Annotated in this window: 19 protein-coding genes and 1 tRNA gene; 4 read left to right on the top strand and 16 right to left on the bottom strand. The window is 60.0% G+C overall.

Annotation, left to right across the window (positions count from 1 at the left end; translation table 11 throughout):
• Positions 1 to 187: 187 nt before the first annotated feature.
• Complete coding sequence (gene gabD / locus ACEN8Z_RS03555) at positions 188 to 1,630, bottom strand: NADP-dependent succinate-semialdehyde dehydrogenase (RefSeq protein ID WP_495027724.1); 1,443 nt, start codon at positions 1,628 to 1,630, stop codon at positions 188 to 190.
• A gap of 349 nt (positions 1,631 to 1,979) precedes the next feature.
• Between gabD and ACEN8Z_RS03550 the strand changes: the two genes are divergently transcribed.
• Positions 1,980 to 2,056 (top strand) — tRNA-Arg (locus tag ACEN8Z_RS03550).
• Between the two features lie 71 nt (positions 2,057 to 2,127).
• On the opposite strand, the gene ACEN8Z_RS03545 is transcribed toward ACEN8Z_RS03550, so the two are convergent.
• Genes ACEN8Z_RS03545 through ACEN8Z_RS03530 form a run of 4 tightly spaced genes read right to left on the bottom strand, consistent with a single transcriptional unit; the run spans position 2,128 to position 3,739 of the window.
• The gene (locus ACEN8Z_RS03545) at positions 2,128 to 2,436 is read right to left on the bottom strand and encodes a type II toxin-antitoxin system RelE/ParE family toxin (RefSeq protein ID WP_007994483.1); all 309 of its coding nucleotides are present in this window, start codon (positions 2,434 to 2,436) and stop codon (positions 2,128 to 2,130) included.
• Positions 2,433 to 2,852 carry a type II toxin-antitoxin system Phd/YefM family antitoxin gene (locus tag ACEN8Z_RS03540; protein ID WP_495596787.1) on the bottom strand — a complete coding sequence of 140 codons (420 nt, stop codon included), beginning with the start codon at positions 2,850 to 2,852 and terminating at the stop codon, positions 2,433 to 2,435. Before ACEN8Z_RS03540 ends, ACEN8Z_RS03545 begins: the two co-directional genes overlap by 4 nt.
• The gene (locus ACEN8Z_RS03535; RefSeq protein WP_033052005.1) at positions 2,849 to 3,121 is read right to left on the bottom strand and encodes a hypothetical protein; all 273 of its coding nucleotides are present in this window, start codon (positions 3,119 to 3,121) and stop codon (positions 2,849 to 2,851) included. Before ACEN8Z_RS03535 ends, ACEN8Z_RS03540 begins: the two co-directional genes overlap by 4 nt.
• Positions 3,122 to 3,178: 57 nt before the next feature.
• Positions 3,179 to 3,739 (bottom strand): YbhB/YbcL family Raf kinase inhibitor-like protein, encoded by a 561-nt coding sequence (locus ACEN8Z_RS03530; protein ID WP_495596786.1) that lies wholly within the window; start codon positions 3,737 to 3,739, stop codon positions 3,179 to 3,181.
• Positions 3,740 to 3,880: 141 nt separating this feature from the next.
• On the opposite strand from ACEN8Z_RS03530, the gene ACEN8Z_RS03525 reads away from it, so the two are divergent.
• Complete coding sequence (locus tag ACEN8Z_RS03525) at positions 3,881 to 5,410, top strand: FAD-dependent oxidoreductase (protein WP_495596785.1); 1,530 nt, start codon at positions 3,881 to 3,883, stop codon at positions 5,408 to 5,410.
• Positions 5,411 to 5,748: 338 nt separating this feature from the next.
• On the opposite strand, the gene ACEN8Z_RS03520 is transcribed toward ACEN8Z_RS03525, so the two are convergent.
• From ACEN8Z_RS03520 to ACEN8Z_RS03470, 11 genes are all read right to left on the bottom strand, one after another.
• Positions 5,749 to 7,254: a YdgA family protein gene (locus ACEN8Z_RS03520; RefSeq protein WP_495596784.1), complete on the bottom strand. Its 1,506-nt coding sequence runs from the start codon at positions 7,252 to 7,254 to the stop codon at positions 5,749 to 5,751.
• Positions 7,255 to 7,536: 282 nt separating this feature from the next.
• Positions 7,537 to 8,172 (bottom strand): hypothetical protein, encoded by a 636-nt coding sequence (locus ACEN8Z_RS03515; RefSeq protein ID WP_007994475.1) that lies wholly within the window; start codon positions 8,170 to 8,172, stop codon positions 7,537 to 7,539.
• Positions 8,173 to 8,265: 93 nt separating this feature from the next.
• Positions 8,266 to 9,714, bottom strand: coding sequence for an efflux transporter outer membrane subunit (locus ACEN8Z_RS03510; protein ID WP_495596783.1), 1,449 nt, complete (start codon positions 9,712 to 9,714; stop codon positions 8,266 to 8,268).
• On the bottom strand, positions 9,711 to 10,598 hold the full coding sequence (locus tag ACEN8Z_RS03505) for an efflux RND transporter periplasmic adaptor subunit (RefSeq protein WP_008002380.1): 888 nt from the start codon (positions 10,596 to 10,598) through the stop codon (positions 9,711 to 9,713). The genes ACEN8Z_RS03510 and ACEN8Z_RS03505 overlap by 4 nt, the downstream gene beginning before the upstream one ends.
• Positions 10,595 to 10,804 (bottom strand): DUF1656 domain-containing protein, encoded by a 210-nt coding sequence (locus ACEN8Z_RS03500; protein ID WP_007987399.1) that lies wholly within the window; start codon positions 10,802 to 10,804, stop codon positions 10,595 to 10,597. Before ACEN8Z_RS03500 ends, ACEN8Z_RS03505 begins: the two co-directional genes overlap by 4 nt.
• Positions 10,801 to 12,873 carry an FUSC family protein gene (locus tag ACEN8Z_RS03495; protein ID WP_495596782.1) on the bottom strand — a complete coding sequence of 691 codons (2,073 nt, stop codon included), beginning with the start codon at positions 12,871 to 12,873 and terminating at the stop codon, positions 10,801 to 10,803. The genes ACEN8Z_RS03500 and ACEN8Z_RS03495 overlap by 4 nt, the downstream gene beginning before the upstream one ends.
• On the bottom strand, positions 12,870 to 13,298 hold the full coding sequence (locus ACEN8Z_RS03490) for a MarR family winged helix-turn-helix transcriptional regulator (RefSeq protein ID WP_008001616.1): 429 nt from the start codon (positions 13,296 to 13,298) through the stop codon (positions 12,870 to 12,872). Before ACEN8Z_RS03490 ends, ACEN8Z_RS03495 begins: the two co-directional genes overlap by 4 nt.
• A gap of 129 nt (positions 13,299 to 13,427) precedes the next feature.
• Positions 13,428 to 13,709 (bottom strand): type II toxin-antitoxin system RelE family toxin, encoded by a 282-nt coding sequence (locus ACEN8Z_RS03485; RefSeq protein ID WP_495596781.1) that lies wholly within the window; start codon positions 13,707 to 13,709, stop codon positions 13,428 to 13,430.
• A complete protein-coding gene (locus tag ACEN8Z_RS03480; RefSeq protein WP_495596780.1) occupies positions 13,699 to 13,944 on the bottom strand; it encodes a type II toxin-antitoxin system prevent-host-death family antitoxin in 246 nt (81 codons plus the stop codon). Before ACEN8Z_RS03480 ends, ACEN8Z_RS03485 begins: the two co-directional genes overlap by 11 nt.
• 82 nt (positions 13,945 to 14,026) lie before the next feature.
• The gene (locus ACEN8Z_RS03475) at positions 14,027 to 14,272 is read right to left on the bottom strand and encodes a DUF2789 domain-containing protein (RefSeq protein WP_116264418.1); all 246 of its coding nucleotides are present in this window, start codon (positions 14,270 to 14,272) and stop codon (positions 14,027 to 14,029) included.
• Between the two features lie 137 nt (positions 14,273 to 14,409).
• Entirely contained in the window at positions 14,410 to 14,871 is a 462-nt protein-coding gene (locus ACEN8Z_RS03470) for an aminoacyl-tRNA deacylase (protein WP_108231420.1), read from the bottom strand.
• A 198-nt stretch (positions 14,872 to 15,069) separates the two neighbouring features.
• On the opposite strand from ACEN8Z_RS03470, the gene ACEN8Z_RS03465 reads away from it, so the two are divergent.
• Together ACEN8Z_RS03465 and ACEN8Z_RS03460 are read left to right on the top strand one after the other, a co-directional pair.
• Complete coding sequence (locus ACEN8Z_RS03465; RefSeq protein ID WP_495596779.1) at positions 15,070 to 15,603, top strand: NfeD family protein; 534 nt, start codon at positions 15,070 to 15,072, stop codon at positions 15,601 to 15,603.
• Positions 15,604 to 15,605: 2 nt separating this feature from the next.
• Positions 15,606 to 16,364, top strand: a complete 759-nt coding sequence (locus ACEN8Z_RS03460) for a slipin family protein (protein WP_495596778.1) — start codon at positions 15,606 to 15,608, stop codon at positions 16,362 to 16,364.
• Positions 16,365 to 16,374: the final 10 nt, after the last annotated feature.

Here is a 16,374-nt window from a genome sequence, read left to right as displayed (position 1 = left end):
TCACCGCTCATCGGGCGGCGTGGTTCAAGGATTAAGCGACGGGGAGCAACGGCGGCAGCATGCGATGATCGACTGCCACAGCGTTCCCGGTCACCGAGAATATTCCGGTTTGAAGCGGCGCAAAGGGACAGCGCTCTCGTGCCCTTTGCGCTTGAAGCAATGCTCTTCCCGGCTTATACCTTCGAGCTTAGATGCCCAGGCAGAGGTATTTGATTTCCAGGTAATCTTCGATGCCGTACTTGGAGCCTTCACGGCCCAGGCCCGAGGCCTTGATGCCGCCGAACGGCGCGACTTCGTTGGAGATCAACCCGGTGTTGACGCCGACCATGCCGTATTCCAGGGCTTCTGCCACACGGAACACACGACCCAGGTCGCGAGCATAGAAGTACGAGGCCAGACCGAATTCGGTGTCGTTGGACATCGCGATCACGTCGGCTTCGTCTTTGAAGCGGAACAGCGGAGCCAATGGACCGAAGGTTTCTTCCTTGGCCACGGCAGCATTATTCGGCACGTTGGTCAGAATGGTCGGCTCGAAGAAGTTGCCTTCCATCGACTTGCCGCCGGACAGCACGGTGGCGCCTTTGGAAACAGCGTCGGCAATGTGCTCTTGCACCTTGGCCACGGCTTTTTCGTCGATCAGCGGACCCGTGGTGGTTCCTGCTTCCAGACCGTTACCGATCTTGAGCTTGGCCACAGCGGCTTTCAGCTTCTCGGCGAACGCGTCGTAGACCGAGTCCTGAATGTAAAGGCGGTTGGCGCAGACGCAGGTCTGGCCGTTGTTGCGGTATTTGGAGATGATCGCGCCTTCGACGGCCTTATCCAGGTCCGCGTCGTCAAACACGATGAACGGCGCGTTGCCGCCCAGTTCCAGGGACACTTTCTTGATGTCCTTGGCGCATTCCGACATCAGTTGACGACCGATTTCGGTCGAACCGGTGAAGGACAGCTTGCGCACGATCGGGTTGCTGGTCAGCTCGCTGCCGATGTCGCCAGCGCTGCCGGAAACCACGCTGAACACGCCAGCCGGGATGCCGGCACGCTGGGCCAGCTCAGCCAGGGCGAAGGCGGAAAACGGAGTTTGCGAAGCAGGCTTGAGCACCATGGTGCAACCGGCGGCCAGGGCCGGGCCGGCTTTACGGGTGATCATTGCAGCCGGGAAGTTCCACGGGGTGATGGCAGCGGTCACGCCGATTGGCTGCTTGATCACGATCAGGCGCTTGTCTGGCTGGTGGCCCGGAATCACGTCACCGTAGATGCGCTTGGCTTCTTCGGCGAACCATTCGATGAAGGAAGCGGCGTAAACGATTTCGCCCTTGGCTTCGGCCAATGGCTTGCCTTGCTCCAGGGTCATCAGACGAGCCAGGTCGTCCTGGTTCTCGATGATCAGTTCGAACCAGCGACGCAGCTTGTTCGCACGTTCTTTGGCGGTCAGTGCACGCCAGGCCGGCAGCGCTTTGTCAGCAGCTTCGATTGCACGGCGGGTTTCGGCAGCGCCCATTTTCGGCACGGTGCCCAGAATTTCGCCCGTTGCCGGGTTGTTGACCTTGATCGTCTGACCATTGTCCGCATCAACCCACGCGCCATCGATGAAGGCTTGCTGGCGGAACAACTGGGTGTCTTTAAGCTGCATGTCGGCTTTCCTTAACAGCACCGCAACGAATGCGGAGCAAATTATGATTGTAGAAAGGCGCCTCAATAGGCTGCCGTCAGGGAAATCATTCACCGGGCTGAAGCACATAAATAGCGCACTGATTGAACTCGTGCGGTTCAGCACCCAGACAAGAGCGTTTGAAATCTCAAACGAATCCTAGGATCAAAGGGGGTAAAGGACAATAGGCTGTTCGAAAAAAAGAACGAAAACGACGCTTTTGCCCATTTTTTCTGATCAACGTAGCAAACGCCTGTTACAGCTTTAAAAAAACGCAGGCGATTCAGCAGCATGGACGCCCGCAGCGCATATGCGTATCATGGCGCCCGCTGCACCAGTAGCTCAGCTGGATAGAGTACTGCCCTCCGAAGGCAGGGGTCGTGGGTTCGAATCCCGCCTGGTGCACCATACGTTGTAACGAGAAAGCCTCAGGCCTTATGGGCCTGGGGCTTTTTTGTGGGTGTTTGGAGGCTTGGCGCCTAATGATCAATGCTGTTTTTTTCAAACAGCCGGCCGATGTCTCTCGCACTGTGCAGTACGCGTTCGACCTTGATCTCATCGTCCATCAGACAGTAGAAAATCAGATATCGGCCATGGGGAAGCATTCGCAGCCCCTTGGCGCAATCGTCTCTTGGAACACCCAAATTCGGTTGATCGATTAATCGTGTGCACTGCATACGTAGCTCGCGCACAAACGTCCGGGCCCGTTCAGGGTTGTCTCGGGCGATAAAACGGGCGATTTGCAGCAGATCGTCCCGTGCCAGTGCAGAGAAAAGCAATTGCCTCATGGACGGTTTTGCTCGGCTGCTACCTCGTCAATCAGCGTATCAAGCTCGGCAAACACTGCATCGGCAGCAATGGCCGGACGCGGATCATTGCGGCTGGCCGCAATGGCTTCACGAAGTTCGGCAGCATGCAGTCGATCCAGCAACTGTTGATAGGCCGCGTGCGGTAGAAGATAGGCGGCTGGGCGATTGTGGTTGAGCACGGCAACAGGCTCGGAACCCGCTTGCTCGATTACCGTGCTCGGGCTGCGCTTGAGCTCGGTGATGCTGACCGAACGGCTTGCAAGTAGCTGCTCCATGACGGCTCCAAAGGTACCAAAAAAAGTACCTGATAGTGTTCCATTCTCTGCATGGGGGTCAACGAATCTCCGACCAGTGCTGTGTTGGCGCACAAAAAAACCGCCGAAGCGGTTTTTCATTCTGTCGTCCAGTCGAACTCGTCGTATTCATCGTCATCGTCCTCGTCGTCCTCAAAGAACTCCTCTTCAAGGTCGTCGTCTTCAACAACGTCTTCTTCCGGCTGATTCAGCAGAAAATCCTTGCGACTCTCAGTAATCGCTCGCCGCAGTTCCTCACCCTTTTGCGGGCAGTTGAGCATTTGGGCGATGCGGTCGATTTTTTTTGCCACGGCATCCTCCAACGCATCGGCTATAGCCTGATAGTGCGCGCTTTCGGGGGTGGATGCCAAATCCCCCGGAATGCTGCGCACTTCAGTTTTCTGCAAGTCCGCTGAGGCGATCAGCCTTTAGCGGTGATAGCGCCGTACCACGCTGCTGTTTCTCAGGACGTGGCCTTTGATTTTTTCCAGCAGCTGCACACGAGTCAGGCCGGCGGGCAAGGCGTCCGGGGCCAGGTCCAGGGCGTAGATCTGGATGATGTAGTGGTGCGCGCTGTCGCCAACGGGCGGGCAAGGGCCGATGTAGCCGGTGGTTGCCTTGCTGTTGGTACCGCCGACGCCCTCGAGGCCGGGTTTGCTCCCGGCGCCGGCCGGAATCTGGTGGGTGCCGGCCTTGATGCCGTAATGCACCCAGTTATCGACGCCCTGGCCTTTCTGGCCGTCAGGGTCGTGCATGACGATGGCGTAGCTTTGGGTGGCTGCCGGGCCCGCGTTCCAGTTCAATGCCGGGGAAATGTTATGTCCGCCACAGCCCGCGGAATCGCTGGCGGCGGCCGACGTGAACAGACGGTCATCGGAAACACCCGGAATGTTCAGGGTGAAGCGCTCCTGGGCCTGCGCCGGAAACTGCACGCAGAGGGCGACGGCTAGGGCCGCGAGCCAAGGGTTCAATGAGGTCAATCGGGTCATACCGGAGCACCTTGTGCGTGTTGGGCCGTCGTCGGCGTGCAAACTATAGCCGGACCGTTCGCGCCTTGGCAGGGGGCAAATTGGCTGAACCTCGTGATAAGCGCCAGACTCATAAGTGAAACGTTTGTCTGGAGAGCAATCATGACTCTGCATCGCGTTGCGCGTGTCGCCAATGTGCCCGAAGACCGGGGTCTTGAAGTGCAAGTCCAGGGCAGCAAGATTCTGCTGATGCGGGCCGGTGAGCAACTGCGCGCTTATCAGGCCGAATGCCCTCATGCCGGAGCCCCACTGGCGGACGGGGCGATATGCGATGGGCGCCTGACCTGTCCGTGGCACAAGGCGCAGTTTCGGATCGAGGATGGCGGGCTGTGTGAACCGCCAGCTCTGGACAGCCTCAAGCGCTATCCCCTCGAAGTTCGTGACGGCGACATCTGGGTCGGCGACCAGCCGTTTTCGGACGCCCACACGCCACCGGCCGACGATCCACGAACCTTCATTATCATCGGCGCTGGCGCGGCAGGCACGGCGGCGGCAGCGGCGTTGCGCGAGAAAGGTTTCGGCGGCCGGTTACTGTTGATCGACCGCGAAGCCGACGCCGGATACGACCGCACCGCGCTGAGCAAATACGTGATCGCTGGGGAGATGCCGCTGCAAGAAGTCCCGCCACTGCGTGACGAGGACTTTTACCGCGAGCAGCGGATCGAGCGCCTGCGAGGCGAAGTGGCAAGCCTGGATGCGCCAAACAGGACGCTGCGCCTGACTGACGGCCAATCACTGACATACGACGCCGCGCTGCTGGCCACCGGCGGCGTACCCAACCCGCTGACGCTGCCCGGCGCCGACCTGCCTCAGGTGTTCGTCTTACGCTCTAAAGCCCATGCGCAGCAGATTCTGGACAGCGCCAGTGCCGGCCAGCGAGTCGTGATCATCGGCGACAGTTTCATTGCCATGGAGTCCGCCTCGTCCCTGCGCCAGCTTGGCCTGAATGTGACCGTGCTCGCCCGCCACGAAGTGCCGTTTGCCAAACAGTTCGGTGACACGGTCGGCAAGGCCATTCGCGCGCGACATGAAGCCAATGGCGTCGTGTTTCATACCCGGGGCAATGCGGCACAGATCGAAGGGACGGACAAGGTCGAAGCCGTGCGCCTGGACAACGGCCAACGCTTGCCGGCAGATCTGGTGCTGGTCGGCATTGGCGTCACGCCAGCCACCGCTGCCTTCACCGGACTGCCGAAAGAGCAGGATCACTCGCTGCGTGTCGACGGTGGAATGCGCGTGGCCGACGGCCTCTGGGCGGCCGGCGATATCGCCACGTTCCCGCTGAACAACCAATACTTGCGCATCGAGCACTGGCGATTGGCCCAACAACAGGCGCGAATCGCTGCGGCCAATATGCTTGGCGGTGACGAGCATTATCTCGATGTGCCGTTTTTCTGGACCTGGCATTTCGGTAAAACCTACGAATACCTCGGGCACGCCGAGGCCTGGGACGAAGTCGAGTTCAAGGGCGACCCTTACGATCCGCCTTTCATAGGCCTGTTTGGAAAAAACGACGTGGTGTCGGCGGCGGTAGCCTGCGAGATGGACCGGGCCATGGCGATGCTTGCCGAGCGGATGAAACAAGCGCTGCCATGGGAAGAGGCATGGCGCCTGATCCGTGATGCTCCCTAGGGGGCGTTCTCAATTAGTTTCCCTACCGCGCCGGGTCTGCTGTTGTGCAGGGCAAGGCGCGAGAAGCGCAGTTTGGTCATTCCAAATCAGCTTCGAGCAACACAGCCCTGCACAACAGCAGGCCCGGCCCTTCGGGTTGTGCCTTAAAGCTGGCCATGCTGCGTTGCAGGCCTTGGAAAGGGAACAACCATTCCCAGCGGCCTACGCCTTGCCTGGCCAGCTTTAAGGCGACAACGCGGTGGGGAAACTAATTGAGAACGCCCCCTGGATGCCGGACAGCAAAACGCCCGGCATCTGCGCGATGCAGAGGCCGGGCGTTGCGGAGTCAACAGCCGACGTTATTCGGTAGCGCCAGTTCCTGAAAATTTGCTCATGACAAAACCGGCAAACTCTTCGACGGTCATTTTCTGGCCGTTGAAGTCCACCTGATTGTTGGCGTAATGCAAGTTGGTGACGATGTTATTGCCGTCCAGTTTCGCCAGTTGGCTGCCGACCGCCATGCTGCTGAACATGTCTGCGGTGGCGGTAGCCTGGTCGGCAATCAGCTTGGCGTCGGTCTGACCGTCGATTTGCGATTGCACGGTAAGCACGTCGACCAGCATGGGCTTGGACACTTGCAGCTTGAAGTCCAGCAGTGCGATCAGCTGTCTGACCAGTTGATCGGTCGGTAGATCGATGGCCTGTGGCTTGGTCAGGTCGAGCACCATATTGGCGCGGCTCTCGCCATTGGCAGTGTTGAACGACAGGTTTTCCAGGGCCACCCGCGGACCGGCCGCCAGCAGTTTTTCCAGACTGGATTTGAGCAGCGCTTCTTCGGCTTCAGTGAGTTTCAGCTCCGGTGCCGGCAGGCCCGCTGCTGTCGCTTCGGCCGCCGCACGCTCATACGGCTGCAGTTTGCTCTGGTAAACCTGCATCAACGACATCGTGGCCGGAATGTCGAGATTCTTCAGGCTCATGGCCAGCGCACCGGAACCGATGGTCTTGCCATTCAGGGACACTTCGCCGACCTTGTAATCGGCACGCCCGGAGGCGCTGCTGCCCTTTTCTTCGGTCAGGTTCTTCATTTCGAATTTCTTGAAGTCCAGCACCGACTGCTTGACGCCAAAAGTCGATTTTCCGTTGGCCAGCTCAAGGACGTTTTCGCCGATGTAGAAACCGTAGGTACTTTTTGTCAGGTTGCTGGCCAGGGTCAGGCCGTTCAATTCAACCTGCACCGGTGCCTGGTCTTCGGACACGGTGGTCACTTTCAGGCTGTCCATGTAGCCGTTGGCCTTGACCTTCTGCGCCTTGGCGCTGGCCGCGACGTCCATGCTCAGGCCGGAGAATTTCATGCTCGACTTGTCATCCAGCGCCATTTCCAGCGGCTGCAACTCAAAGGTGCCATTGGTGGCGTTGTCATAGCCGATGTTGACCACGCCGGTCAGCGGGGATTTGTCCTTGGCGGCGGCAAACCACTTTTCGGTGAGCGGGGTCTTTTTCAGTTCGTAGTGACTGGTCGCCAAGACTGGCAGCCACTTCAGCGCCATCAGCCGCGAGAACGGCAACGGGCCGTGTTCGATCTGATCGACAAACATCAGCTCGACCGGCGTTTCGCCGAACATTTCACCTTCGCCCTTCAGGCGATAGTGCGCGGTACTGCTGAATACATGACGCTCCAGCGATACCAGTTCCAGCGACGCGGTGCCGTTGGAACCGACCATGGCCGCTTGCAGTTCCTTGTTGGCATCGGCAATCGAGGCGTTCAACACACCTTCGAGCCTGGTGCCGGTGAACCAGGCTCCACCTGCACTGATGGCACCGATTGCGACAACAATTCCCAGTAGCACGCCTGCTGATTTATTCATGTATGACCCGTTCAGTGTCCGTTGTTGAATGTGAGGTCGGCTTCCCTGAACCCATGACGGGTTGCGGCTCGACTGCGCTGAAAGTGGAATGCAGATTAGCACCGGGCACGACGAGCGGCCCAATGATTAAAGGTGAAAGAGTGTCTTGGGGGGTGTTCACAAGGTTAGAGATATTCGCAATCAATGCAATCGCCATCGCGAGCAGGCTCGCTCCTACAGGGGAATGCATTCCAATGTAGGAGCGAGCCTGCTCGCGATGGCGTCAAAACAGCCAACACAACATCAGGAATACTGGACTTCGATCTCATCGAGTTGATGATCAAAGCTTTTGAGCCGCGCAGTCCAGGTGTACACCAGCACTTCGAAGTCGCGGTTGATCACCGCCCCGCCCGTCACTTCCGCGCGCGGGTCGCAGACGTCCAGTTGATAGCGTTCGCGGGCCATGGCCGTGGCGACATCGGCCAGTTCCCGGGCATTGCTGAGCCAGTGCCGACCGTCGTCAGCCACTTGCCGGTCCAGCGCCAGGCATTGTTTTTTCAGGGTCTCGAGGCTTTTTTCCAGTGGCGTGCCGGTCAATTCGCCCATGACTTCCTGAAACGTGCGCCCCGGTTGCCAGTAACTGCCCCAGAAATACCGGTCGAACACCGTTTCGACACGACGTAACGCCACCTTGGTGTCCCAGATCAGGACCAGGGTCTTGCCTTGTTCGAGTTGTCTTTTCTTGATGCGTTGACTCTGGACCGAAGCCCAAGCCACCACCACTACGGACATCACCGCAATCAGCGCGACGGCACTGTCGAGGAACGCCAGAGCCTTGTCGATCTGATGGGCCAGCATGATGCCGTAGAAATAGGTGGCCGACAGCAGCACCAACGCCACGATGGCGCACCAGAAGCCGAGAGCATAAGGGTTTTTCATTACTGGTTTCCCCCTGACCTGCGCGAGCCTTGTGCGAAGAAAGGACGCTTTGCACGGGGCGCCCTTCCAACACTTCAAAGCATAGCAACGGCCTCAGGGTTTGTCGGAGTTCGACGCTTGCGTTCGTCCGCTTTCCCAACCGCCGCCCAACGCGAGGAACAAATCGATCTGGCTGGCGGCAACCTGAGTGTTGGCAGCGGCCAATTGCGCCGTGACATCCGTGTAAGTGCGGGTCGCTTGCAGGTCCGCCAGGAACGATTCGCGGCCAGCCTGGAAGAAACGGTGCGTCTGGTCGGCGGCCAGTTTTGCCGATTGCTCGGCGTCGGCCAGTGCGTCGCGACGTTGCAGCAATGCCGTGTATTGGGCAAGGCTGGTCTGGGTTTCACGAATCGCGTTGAGTACCACCCCATCGAAATGCGCCAGCGTCGCCTGGGTCACCGCCTCGGCTTCGCGGATGCGCGCCCGGGCGCCGTTGGTCGGCACGTTCCAGGTCAGCGACGGACCGAAGCCCCAGCGATTGGTGGACGGTTCACCGAGATTTTCCAGGATACCGACGGTGCCGACCGTCGCCCCGATGCTGATGTTCGGGTACAGCTCACCCGTGGCGACACCGATACCGGCAGTGGCGGCCGCCAGTCGCCGCTCGGCCTGCCGCACATCGGGGCGACGCTTGAGCAACGCGGCACCATCTCCCACCGGAATCAATTGCGCGATTTTTGGCAGCTCATCGCAAGTGGCAGTGCCGGCCGGTAGTTGATCTACCGGTTTGGCCAGCAGCATCGACAAGCGGTACAGCCCGGCCTGACGTGCTGCCTCATAGCGCGGCATGTCGGCGCGCAGGGATTTGAATTGAGTTTGCGAGCGGGTGACCTGGGTTTCGTCGCCACGTCCGGCATCGCGCAAGCGCTGGATCAGCGTGGTGCTTTGGGCTTGCAGGTCGAGGGAATGCTGGGCGATTTCCCGCTCTTCATTGGCCGCGCACACTTGGGTGTAGGCCCGAACCACATCGGCCACTACGGTGATGCGTGCCGTATCGGCGGCGGCCTGTGTCGCATCGGCATTGGCCTTGGCCGCTTCGATGCCGCGTTGCAAGGTGCCGAACAGGTCGAACTGGTACGACGCACTGATGCCGATATCGCCGATGTTGGCCACCGGCACTTTTTCCGGCAACAGGAAGGCTTCACCTGATTCCTGCAAGCGCTGGGCGCCCATCTTCACGCCGCCGCTCCAGCCGCCCGCCGCCTCGGCCTCATCGACCTGAGCGCGAGACCGCGACAGACTGGCCGCCGCCACGCGCAAATCGGTGTTGGAAGCCATGGCCTGCTGTACCAACTGGTCGAGTCGCGGGTCCCGATACAGGCGCCACCAATCGGCCGGCACCGGTGCGGACACCACCGTTTTGCCGTCGACCGCCAGATCGCCCTGGAAGTCTGGACGATGGACAGCCGCCTCCTCGGGCAAGTGATAATCCGGCCCGACCATCTGACACGCCGACAGCAGCAAGCCTAATCCGGCGACCGCCAAACCCGAGGCCTTGCTCATTGCGCCGGCTCCCGTTGCTGATCGTCGATGATCGATACCGTGGCGGTGCGCCCGGCGATCATGCGGAAATCTTCCGGCACGTCATCGAAGGCGATTCGCACCGGAATCCGCTGAGCCAGCCGCACCCAACTGAATGCCGGGTTGACGTTGGGCAACAGGTTGTTGCCGCTGGTGCGGTCGCGGTCTTCGATACCGGCGACGATGCTTTCCACATGCCCGCGCAGGCGCGCATTGTCGCCGATCACCCGGATATCGACGCTTTGGCCAATATGGATGCCGTTCAGTTTGGTTTCTTCGAAATAGCCGTCGATGTGGAACGAATTGCTGTCGACCACCGACAACACCGGACGCCCGGCGCTGACGAACTCCTGGGCCCGTGGCGCGCGGTCGTTGACGTAGCCGTCTACCGGGCTGCGGATCACCGAGCGATCGAGGTTGAGTTGTGCGCTGTCCACCGCCACCTGGGCTTCCATCAAGGCGACTTGGGCGCGGGCGACTTTCGACTGACTTTCTTCCAGTTGTTCTCCCGGCACCAGATTGCCCAGGCCTTTGTTGCGCTTGGCCTCGCGCTGGGCCTGGGCCAGGGTTTCTTCGCGGTCGGCAACGGCCGCCTTGGCCTGGCGCAGGGCCAGCTTGAAGCGGTCCGGATCGATGCTGAACAGCACCTGGCCGCGCTTGACCAACTGGTTGTCGCGCACCTCCACTTGCTGGATCAACCCGGATACGTCCGGAGCGATTTGCACGATGTCGGCACGGATGTGCCCGTCGCGGGTCCAGGGCGCGAACATGTAATACATCACCATGCGCCAGACCACGACCACGGCGAAGCTCACGATCAGCAGGGTCAACACCACGCGACCAAGGGTTAGAAACGGTTTTTTCATGTCATCAGGTATCGACTGAGTGAATCCACAGCGCCAAGCAGCAAGGCGTATAGGGCCACGTTGAACAATGCCCGGTGCCAGACCAGACGGTAAAAGTGCAGGCGCGTCAGCACCCCGTGCACCAACAGGTACAACACATAGGTAATGCCCATCAGCACCAGCAGCGTGGGCAGGAACACCCCGCTGAGATCCAGGTCACCGATCATAAAGGCGCTCCATCAATGCCATGGGGAAGCGGTTCTTCTGGCTCGGCGGCACCGACGAATTCGACGCCGGGCAACAGTGCCAGGCGCAGGCCGCTCAGGGCGTGCAGCAGATGCCGACGGGTTTCATCATCGCCCGCACCGCTGAGGGCGCGACGCGTGCGGTCGAGGGTCATCAGCAACGGGCTCGGTGCCGGCAAGCGCTCACCGGCCTTGAGACAGGCCTTGAAGTACTCGCCCACCTCGGCCACCACCTGGCGCAGCAGCACCTGCGGCACACCGAGGACCCGCGGCGTATAAGCGAGCAGGTCCAACAGATTCAGTGCCACTCGCACCTCCCGCAGCGCCACGCCGGAGTCCTGGCCGGTCATGGCCAGGCGCGGCAGATGCTGCATCAGCCGATCGAGCATCTTTATGCCCAACAGCCGATGTTCGGACAGCGTGGCCGGTTCAGAGAGGCCGACAATGTCACCCCAGCTGAAACGGGTCAGGCGCTTGGCCGCCAGTTCGGCACCGAACGGCCGGGCGATCAGGGTCCAGATGAACGCGAACAGCAGCCCCATGGGACCGGCCAGGTTGGAGTTGGCGAAACTGAGGAAATCCGCGTCGTAAGCGCCTTGAATACTGATAAAGGACGAGGTGTTGACCAGGGTCAGCAGCATGCCCAGGTAAAACTGCGGTTTGACGGTCAGGGTGCCGACGCAAATGAACGGTATGGCGAACGCCAGCACCAGCATCGGAAAGTCATGCAGATTGGGCAGCACCAGAAACAGATAGAGGCTGGCGAACACCACCGACATCGCCGTCCAGAAAAAGAACCGGTAAATCTGCGGCGCCGGGTCGTCCATCGAGGCGAAGAAGCTACACGCCACCGCCGCCAGGATCACGGCGCTGCCGCCATCGGTCCAGCCGAGCAGAATCCACAACACCGAGGCCACGATAATCGCGGTGACGGTGGAAGCCGCGGAATAAAACATCAGGCCGCGATCCAGAAACGGGGACAGCCGCCCCAGCCGCCAGTGCCGATACACCGCGCGCCAGCTGTCCTGGCTTTCGCACTGGATGGCGTATTGCAGGCTGCGGCAGTCCTGCCACAAATCGACCCACTCACCGAGACGGTAAATGGCGTTGGAAAACAGCAATTGCTTGCGATCATCCAGCGCTTCGGGAACAGGTTGCAGGGCCTCAAGTTGATCCTTCAGGGCTTGCCAGCGGTCGAGATCGGCATCCTTGTGCCCAAGCCATTCGGTGGTGGCGGTCAACAACGGCGCGAACTTGTCCACAAGCTCGGGAGTCCGCCGTTCCAAGGCATAAAGCGCGTCGTCGAGGGCATCGACTACCGGCAGCAGGTGAATCATCCGCCCACGCAACTCCTTGGTGTTGCGCACCGTCTGCGGACGGGAGCCTTCGTGGGGCAACTGACCGATCATCAACTCCAGGGAGTTGAACGTGGCGACCATCGATGCCCGCAACGCGCTGACTTCTTCAGGCTGCACATTGCGACTGAGGAATCGCAGGCTGTAGGTCGATGCATCGGCAAACCATTTGCTCACCGAATCATTGAACACCGGCGCCAGGCGTCGCGGCCAGAACATCGCACCGACCACTGCCGCCACGGCGATGCCCAGAAAGATTTCCTCGGTCCGTGCTTCGGCTACGTCCCACACCCCCAACGGGTTATTCACCACCGGCAGGGCGATCAACGGCAAGGTGTAACCGGCGAGCATCAAGGCGTAGTTGTTGGCTGTGCGCAAATGCAGGGACAAAAACAGCAGCGTCCCGGTCCACAGGGCAATCACTACCACCAGCACGTATGGGCTCTGCACGAACATCGGCACGAACAGAACGGCCGCCGCAGCGCCGATAAAGGTGCCGACCGCCCGGTACAGTGCTTTGGAACTGGTAGGGCCTAGAAACGGACTGGAAACGATGTACACCGTGGCCATCGCCCAGTACGGACGCGGCATTTGCATGAGCAGGGCGATGTACAGCGCGATCATCGATGCAGCGAAGGTGCGGACCCCGTAGAACCAGTCCCGCGCCGGGGGCATGCCAGAGAAAAATCCGTTCAAGAGTTGGCCACCGATGGCGGCGTGGCCGCTTCAAAAGCTCTCAGTACCCGCAGCGTAGCTTCCAGATCACCTTGGTCAATGCCTTCAAGTACTTCGTGGCGCAAGCGCACCAGCTCCACTTCGACCGCCTGCACCAGGTCCCGGCCGGTTTCGGTCAGGCTCAGGCATTTGGCGCGGCGGTCCTGTGTGTCCTCGGTGCGGCAGACGTAACCGGCATGGCACAGCTGATCGAGCAAGCGTACCAGCGAGGGGCTCTCCATCCCTGCTGCCTGGGCCACCGTCACCTGCCGCACGCCCTCACCCAGGCGCCCGATCATCAACAGCGGAACGGCGCAGGCTTCGGAGATTCCATAGTTGACCAGCGTGGTCTGGCAGATTTTGCGCCAATGCCTGGCGGCCACCACCATGGCGCTGCTGATGTTCATCTGGAGAACGTCGAGGTTATTCGGCACGAGGGAAAATACACACTGTTAGTTTGCTAACTATCAATATCGCATTAGCGAGGATTTTCCGTCAAGTTTTGAAACAATTGCGCAGCGACCTGCGGAGAACCATCAACGCTTCCTGGCGTGCTCATACACTTGGCTGCGTTCGCGCTTCCCTACTGCAACGACAGAAACGACGACGCGCTCATCTATCACCTCGTAGACGAGTCGATACCCCGATGACCTCAGTTTGATCTTGTAGCAGTCAGGCATGCCATGCAGCGCGTCAGACTGGATTCGAGGCACCTCCAGCCGCTCTGACAGTTTCTTTTTGAATTGCTCACGTACTGTGTGCCCCAGCTTGTCCCATTCTTTGCGTGCAGACGGCAGAAATTCGAGCTTATAAGTCATCCAGGGCTACCGGGATCGGCGTTTCATGACGACGAGAACGCACGATTTCCGCCAACTCCAAATCATCAAGGCGCTCCATCATGGCTTCGAACACATCGGCAGGAACCATGTAGCCCATGACGCGATTGTGATTGAGCACCGCGACGGGCCCTCCATGGGCGCCATTCAAAACGGCAGAGGGGTTTTTCTTTAGTTCAGACACGCTGACAGCCATATCAGCCAAAACGCTTTGCATAATTAAGACCTCAAATAAGGTCTTAATTTTGGTCAGTTATTGTGATCAGAGCAACCTCGGTGGACTACCGCCTATCAGTTATTCACACCCCCCGCCCCTTCCTCAACATCACATCCAGCTGATCCACCACCTCGGCCCAATCCGCGTCATCGAGAATCTCGTCTCGCAGGAAATCCGCCTGGCACTTGCTCCAGAAGAACGCATCCGCCAGTTGCAGATCCGGTTTTAACGGTGAATGGGTCGCGATGAATTTATCGATGCTTTCGGCGTCATCCGGCAGGCCGAGTTGTTTGAACAGCGAAGGTAGGTTGTGGGTTGGGCTTTCCATATCGAACTCCTGGGGACCAATTCAGGGACCGCTACGCGGTCATCGCGAGCAAGCTCGCTCCCACAGGTTTTGTGATCGACACAGATCCCTGTGGGAGCGAGCTTGCTCGCGATGACGGCAGCGAAGACGCTGCAGACCTAATGACTCAACTCCCGCACCTCGGCATGCGGCACCATTTTCAGAAACTCGGGCATGTCCATACGCACCAGGTTGACGTGGTTGCCGGCCTCCAGATAGATGTCTTTCTGCCGGGTCAGCAGAGGATCGATAACCACCTCCAGCCCATAGGACTCACCCAGCGCCGGTACGGCACCGCGTTCGCAATCTTCGAACAGGTGCGCCAGGTTGCTTTCGCGGGAAACCTGCCACTCACCGCTGCTGCGGACTTTGCTCAGGTCAAGGTGACGGCTGGCGGGCAGCACGGCCATCAGATAATGCCCATGGTGATCGTCGAGGATCACCGATTTGGCCACCCGTTCGGCAGGAATGCCTGCGACCCGCGCCGTTTCAAGGCTGCTGGCCGAGTGTGGGTGGCTGACGATGTCATATTCGCATTGAGCCTTTTCCAGGCTTCGCTGCACGGTTCTTGCCATACGCATGATGCACCTCGGTGTCCGCCATGACCGCCGGCAGACGATGATTAAAGCTTTGCTTGCGTAGTAAAAGTCTAGGCCCGTCAGCGCGTTCCGGCGGGAAATCCGCCCATCGGACGCCGACGGCAATTGAGCAAAATTCATACCGGCGAGGCTCAACTAAACTGTGTACAGAGCCACTCCACGACTCTCCCGGAGGGTCAAGTGAACATGCGTTGCTGTGCAGTTGCGTTGCTGTTGGCGTTGAGCGGATCGGCCTGCGCCACCGACACAGTTGTGCTGCTGGTGCCCAACCCCGTCGGGATCTGGCTGATCACCTTCGGCATCGCATTCCTGATCGCCGAGGCGGCCCTGCCCAACTACGGCGTGATTGGCCTGGGCGGCATCGTGATGTTCGTGATCGGCGCGGTGATCCTGTCCAACACCGAAGTGCCCGTGCCATTGATGATCGGCCTGGGACTGATCAGCGCGCTGTTGCTGATCTACCTGGTGATTCACGCCCTGAAGACCCGACCGCGCCACACCGTCAGCGGTGATGCCGGGCTGGTCGGCAGCGTGACGGCGGTGACGTCATTGCAGGCCGGCAACGCCTATGGCGGCTGGGTGCATCTGCAAGGAGAACGATGGCAAGTGCTCAGCGCGACGCCGCTGCAACCCGGGCAACCGGTGCGGGTGGTGGGACGCAAGGGTTTGCTGCTGCAAGTGGCCGCGGCTGACGCGGCGCCGGGCGGAGAATAGTCATGGGTTTGCAATTGGGTTTTGTCGCGCTGCTATTGTTGCTCATCGCACTGGCGGGGGCGACGTTTCGCATCCTGCGCGAGTACGAGCGCGGGGTGGTGTTCCAGCTCGGGCGCTTCTGGCAGGTCAAGGGGCCCGGCCTGATCCTGCTGATTCCGGTGGTTCAGCAAATGGTTCGCGTCGATTTGCGCACGGTGGTCCTCGACGTTCCGGCGCAAGACGTGATCACCCGCGACAACGTTTCGGTGAAGGTCAATGCGGTGCTGTATTTCCGCGTGCTCGATCCGCAAAGGGCGATCATCCAGGTCGAAGACTTTCTGATGGCCACCAGCCAATTGGCTCAAACCACCTTGCGGGCGGTGCTCGGCAAACATGAACTGGATGAACTGCTCGCCGAGCGTGAACGGTTGAACATCGATATCCAGCAAGTACTCGACGCCCAGACCGACGCCTGGGGCATCAAGGTCGCCAACGTCGAGATCAAACACGTGGACCTCAACGAATCGATGATCCGCGCCATCGCCAAGCAGGCCGAAGCCGAACGGGAACGGCGAGCCAAGGTGATCCACGCCGAAGGCGAATTGCAGGCCTCGGAAAAACTCATGCAGGCTGCAGAAATGCTTGGCCGCCAACCAGGGGCCATGCAGCTGCGCTACATGCAGACCCTGAGTTCGATCGCCGGCGACAAGAGCTCGACCATCGTCTTTCCGTTGCCGATCGAGTTGCTCAAGGGCATGGCGGACTTGTCGTCGAAACCCTGAAGGCTGCGAT

It is taken from the genome of Pseudomonas sp. Pseusp10 (genome assembly GCF_059492225.1).
Note: the sequence above shows the minus strand (reverse complement) of the source record. Positions and strands in the feature narration are given on the sequence as shown.

What these genes read in the sequence shown, in the direction of transcription:
- gabD (WP_495027724.1), bottom strand. Translation starts at nt 1,630, where the DNA reads ATGCAGCTTAAAGACACCCAGTTGTTCCGCCAGCAAGCCTTCATCGAT.
- ACEN8Z_RS03545 (WP_007994483.1), bottom strand. Translation starts at nt 2,436, where the DNA reads ATGAGGCAATTGCTTTTCTCTGCACTGGCACGGGACGATCTGCTGCAA.
- ACEN8Z_RS03540 (WP_495596787.1), bottom strand. Translation starts at nt 2,852, where the DNA reads ATGAAAAACCGCTTCGGCGGTTTTTTTGTGCGCCAACACAGCACTGGT.
- ACEN8Z_RS03530 (WP_495596786.1), bottom strand. Translation starts at nt 3,739, where the DNA reads ATGACCCGATTGACCTCATTGAACCCTTGGCTCGCGGCCCTAGCCGTC.
- ACEN8Z_RS03525 (WP_495596785.1), top strand. Translation starts at nt 3,881, where the DNA reads ATGACTCTGCATCGCGTTGCGCGTGTCGCCAATGTGCCCGAAGACCGG.
- ACEN8Z_RS03520 (WP_495596784.1), bottom strand. Translation starts at nt 7,254, where the DNA reads ATGAATAAATCAGCAGGCGTGCTACTGGGAATTGTTGTCGCAATCGGT.
- ACEN8Z_RS03515 (WP_007994475.1), bottom strand. Translation starts at nt 8,172, where the DNA reads ATGAAAAACCCTTATGCTCTCGGCTTCTGGTGCGCCATCGTGGCGTTG.
- ACEN8Z_RS03510 (WP_495596783.1), bottom strand. Translation starts at nt 9,714, where the DNA reads ATGAGCAAGGCCTCGGGTTTGGCGGTCGCCGGATTAGGCTTGCTGCTG.
- ACEN8Z_RS03505 (WP_008002380.1), bottom strand. Translation starts at nt 10,598, where the DNA reads ATGAAAAAACCGTTTCTAACCCTTGGTCGCGTGGTGTTGACCCTGCTG.
- ACEN8Z_RS03500 (WP_007987399.1), bottom strand. Translation starts at nt 10,804, where the DNA reads ATGATCGGTGACCTGGATCTCAGCGGGGTGTTCCTGCCCACGCTGCTG.
- ACEN8Z_RS03490 (WP_008001616.1), bottom strand. Translation starts at nt 13,298, where the DNA reads ATGAACATCAGCAGCGCCATGGTGGTGGCCGCCAGGCATTGGCGCAAA.
- ACEN8Z_RS03485 (WP_495596781.1), bottom strand. Translation starts at nt 13,709, where the DNA reads ATGACTTATAAGCTCGAATTTCTGCCGTCTGCACGCAAAGAATGGGAC.
- ACEN8Z_RS03480 (WP_495596780.1), bottom strand. Translation starts at nt 13,944, where the DNA reads ATGCAAAGCGTTTTGGCTGATATGGCTGTCAGCGTGTCTGAACTAAAG.
- ACEN8Z_RS03475 (WP_116264418.1), bottom strand. Translation starts at nt 14,272, where the DNA reads ATGGAAAGCCCAACCCACAACCTACCTTCGCTGTTCAAACAACTCGGC.
- ACEN8Z_RS03470 (WP_108231420.1), bottom strand. Translation starts at nt 14,871, where the DNA reads ATGCGTATGGCAAGAACCGTGCAGCGAAGCCTGGAAAAGGCTCAATGC.
- ACEN8Z_RS03460 (WP_495596778.1), top strand. Translation starts at nt 15,606, where the DNA reads ATGGGTTTGCAATTGGGTTTTGTCGCGCTGCTATTGTTGCTCATCGCA.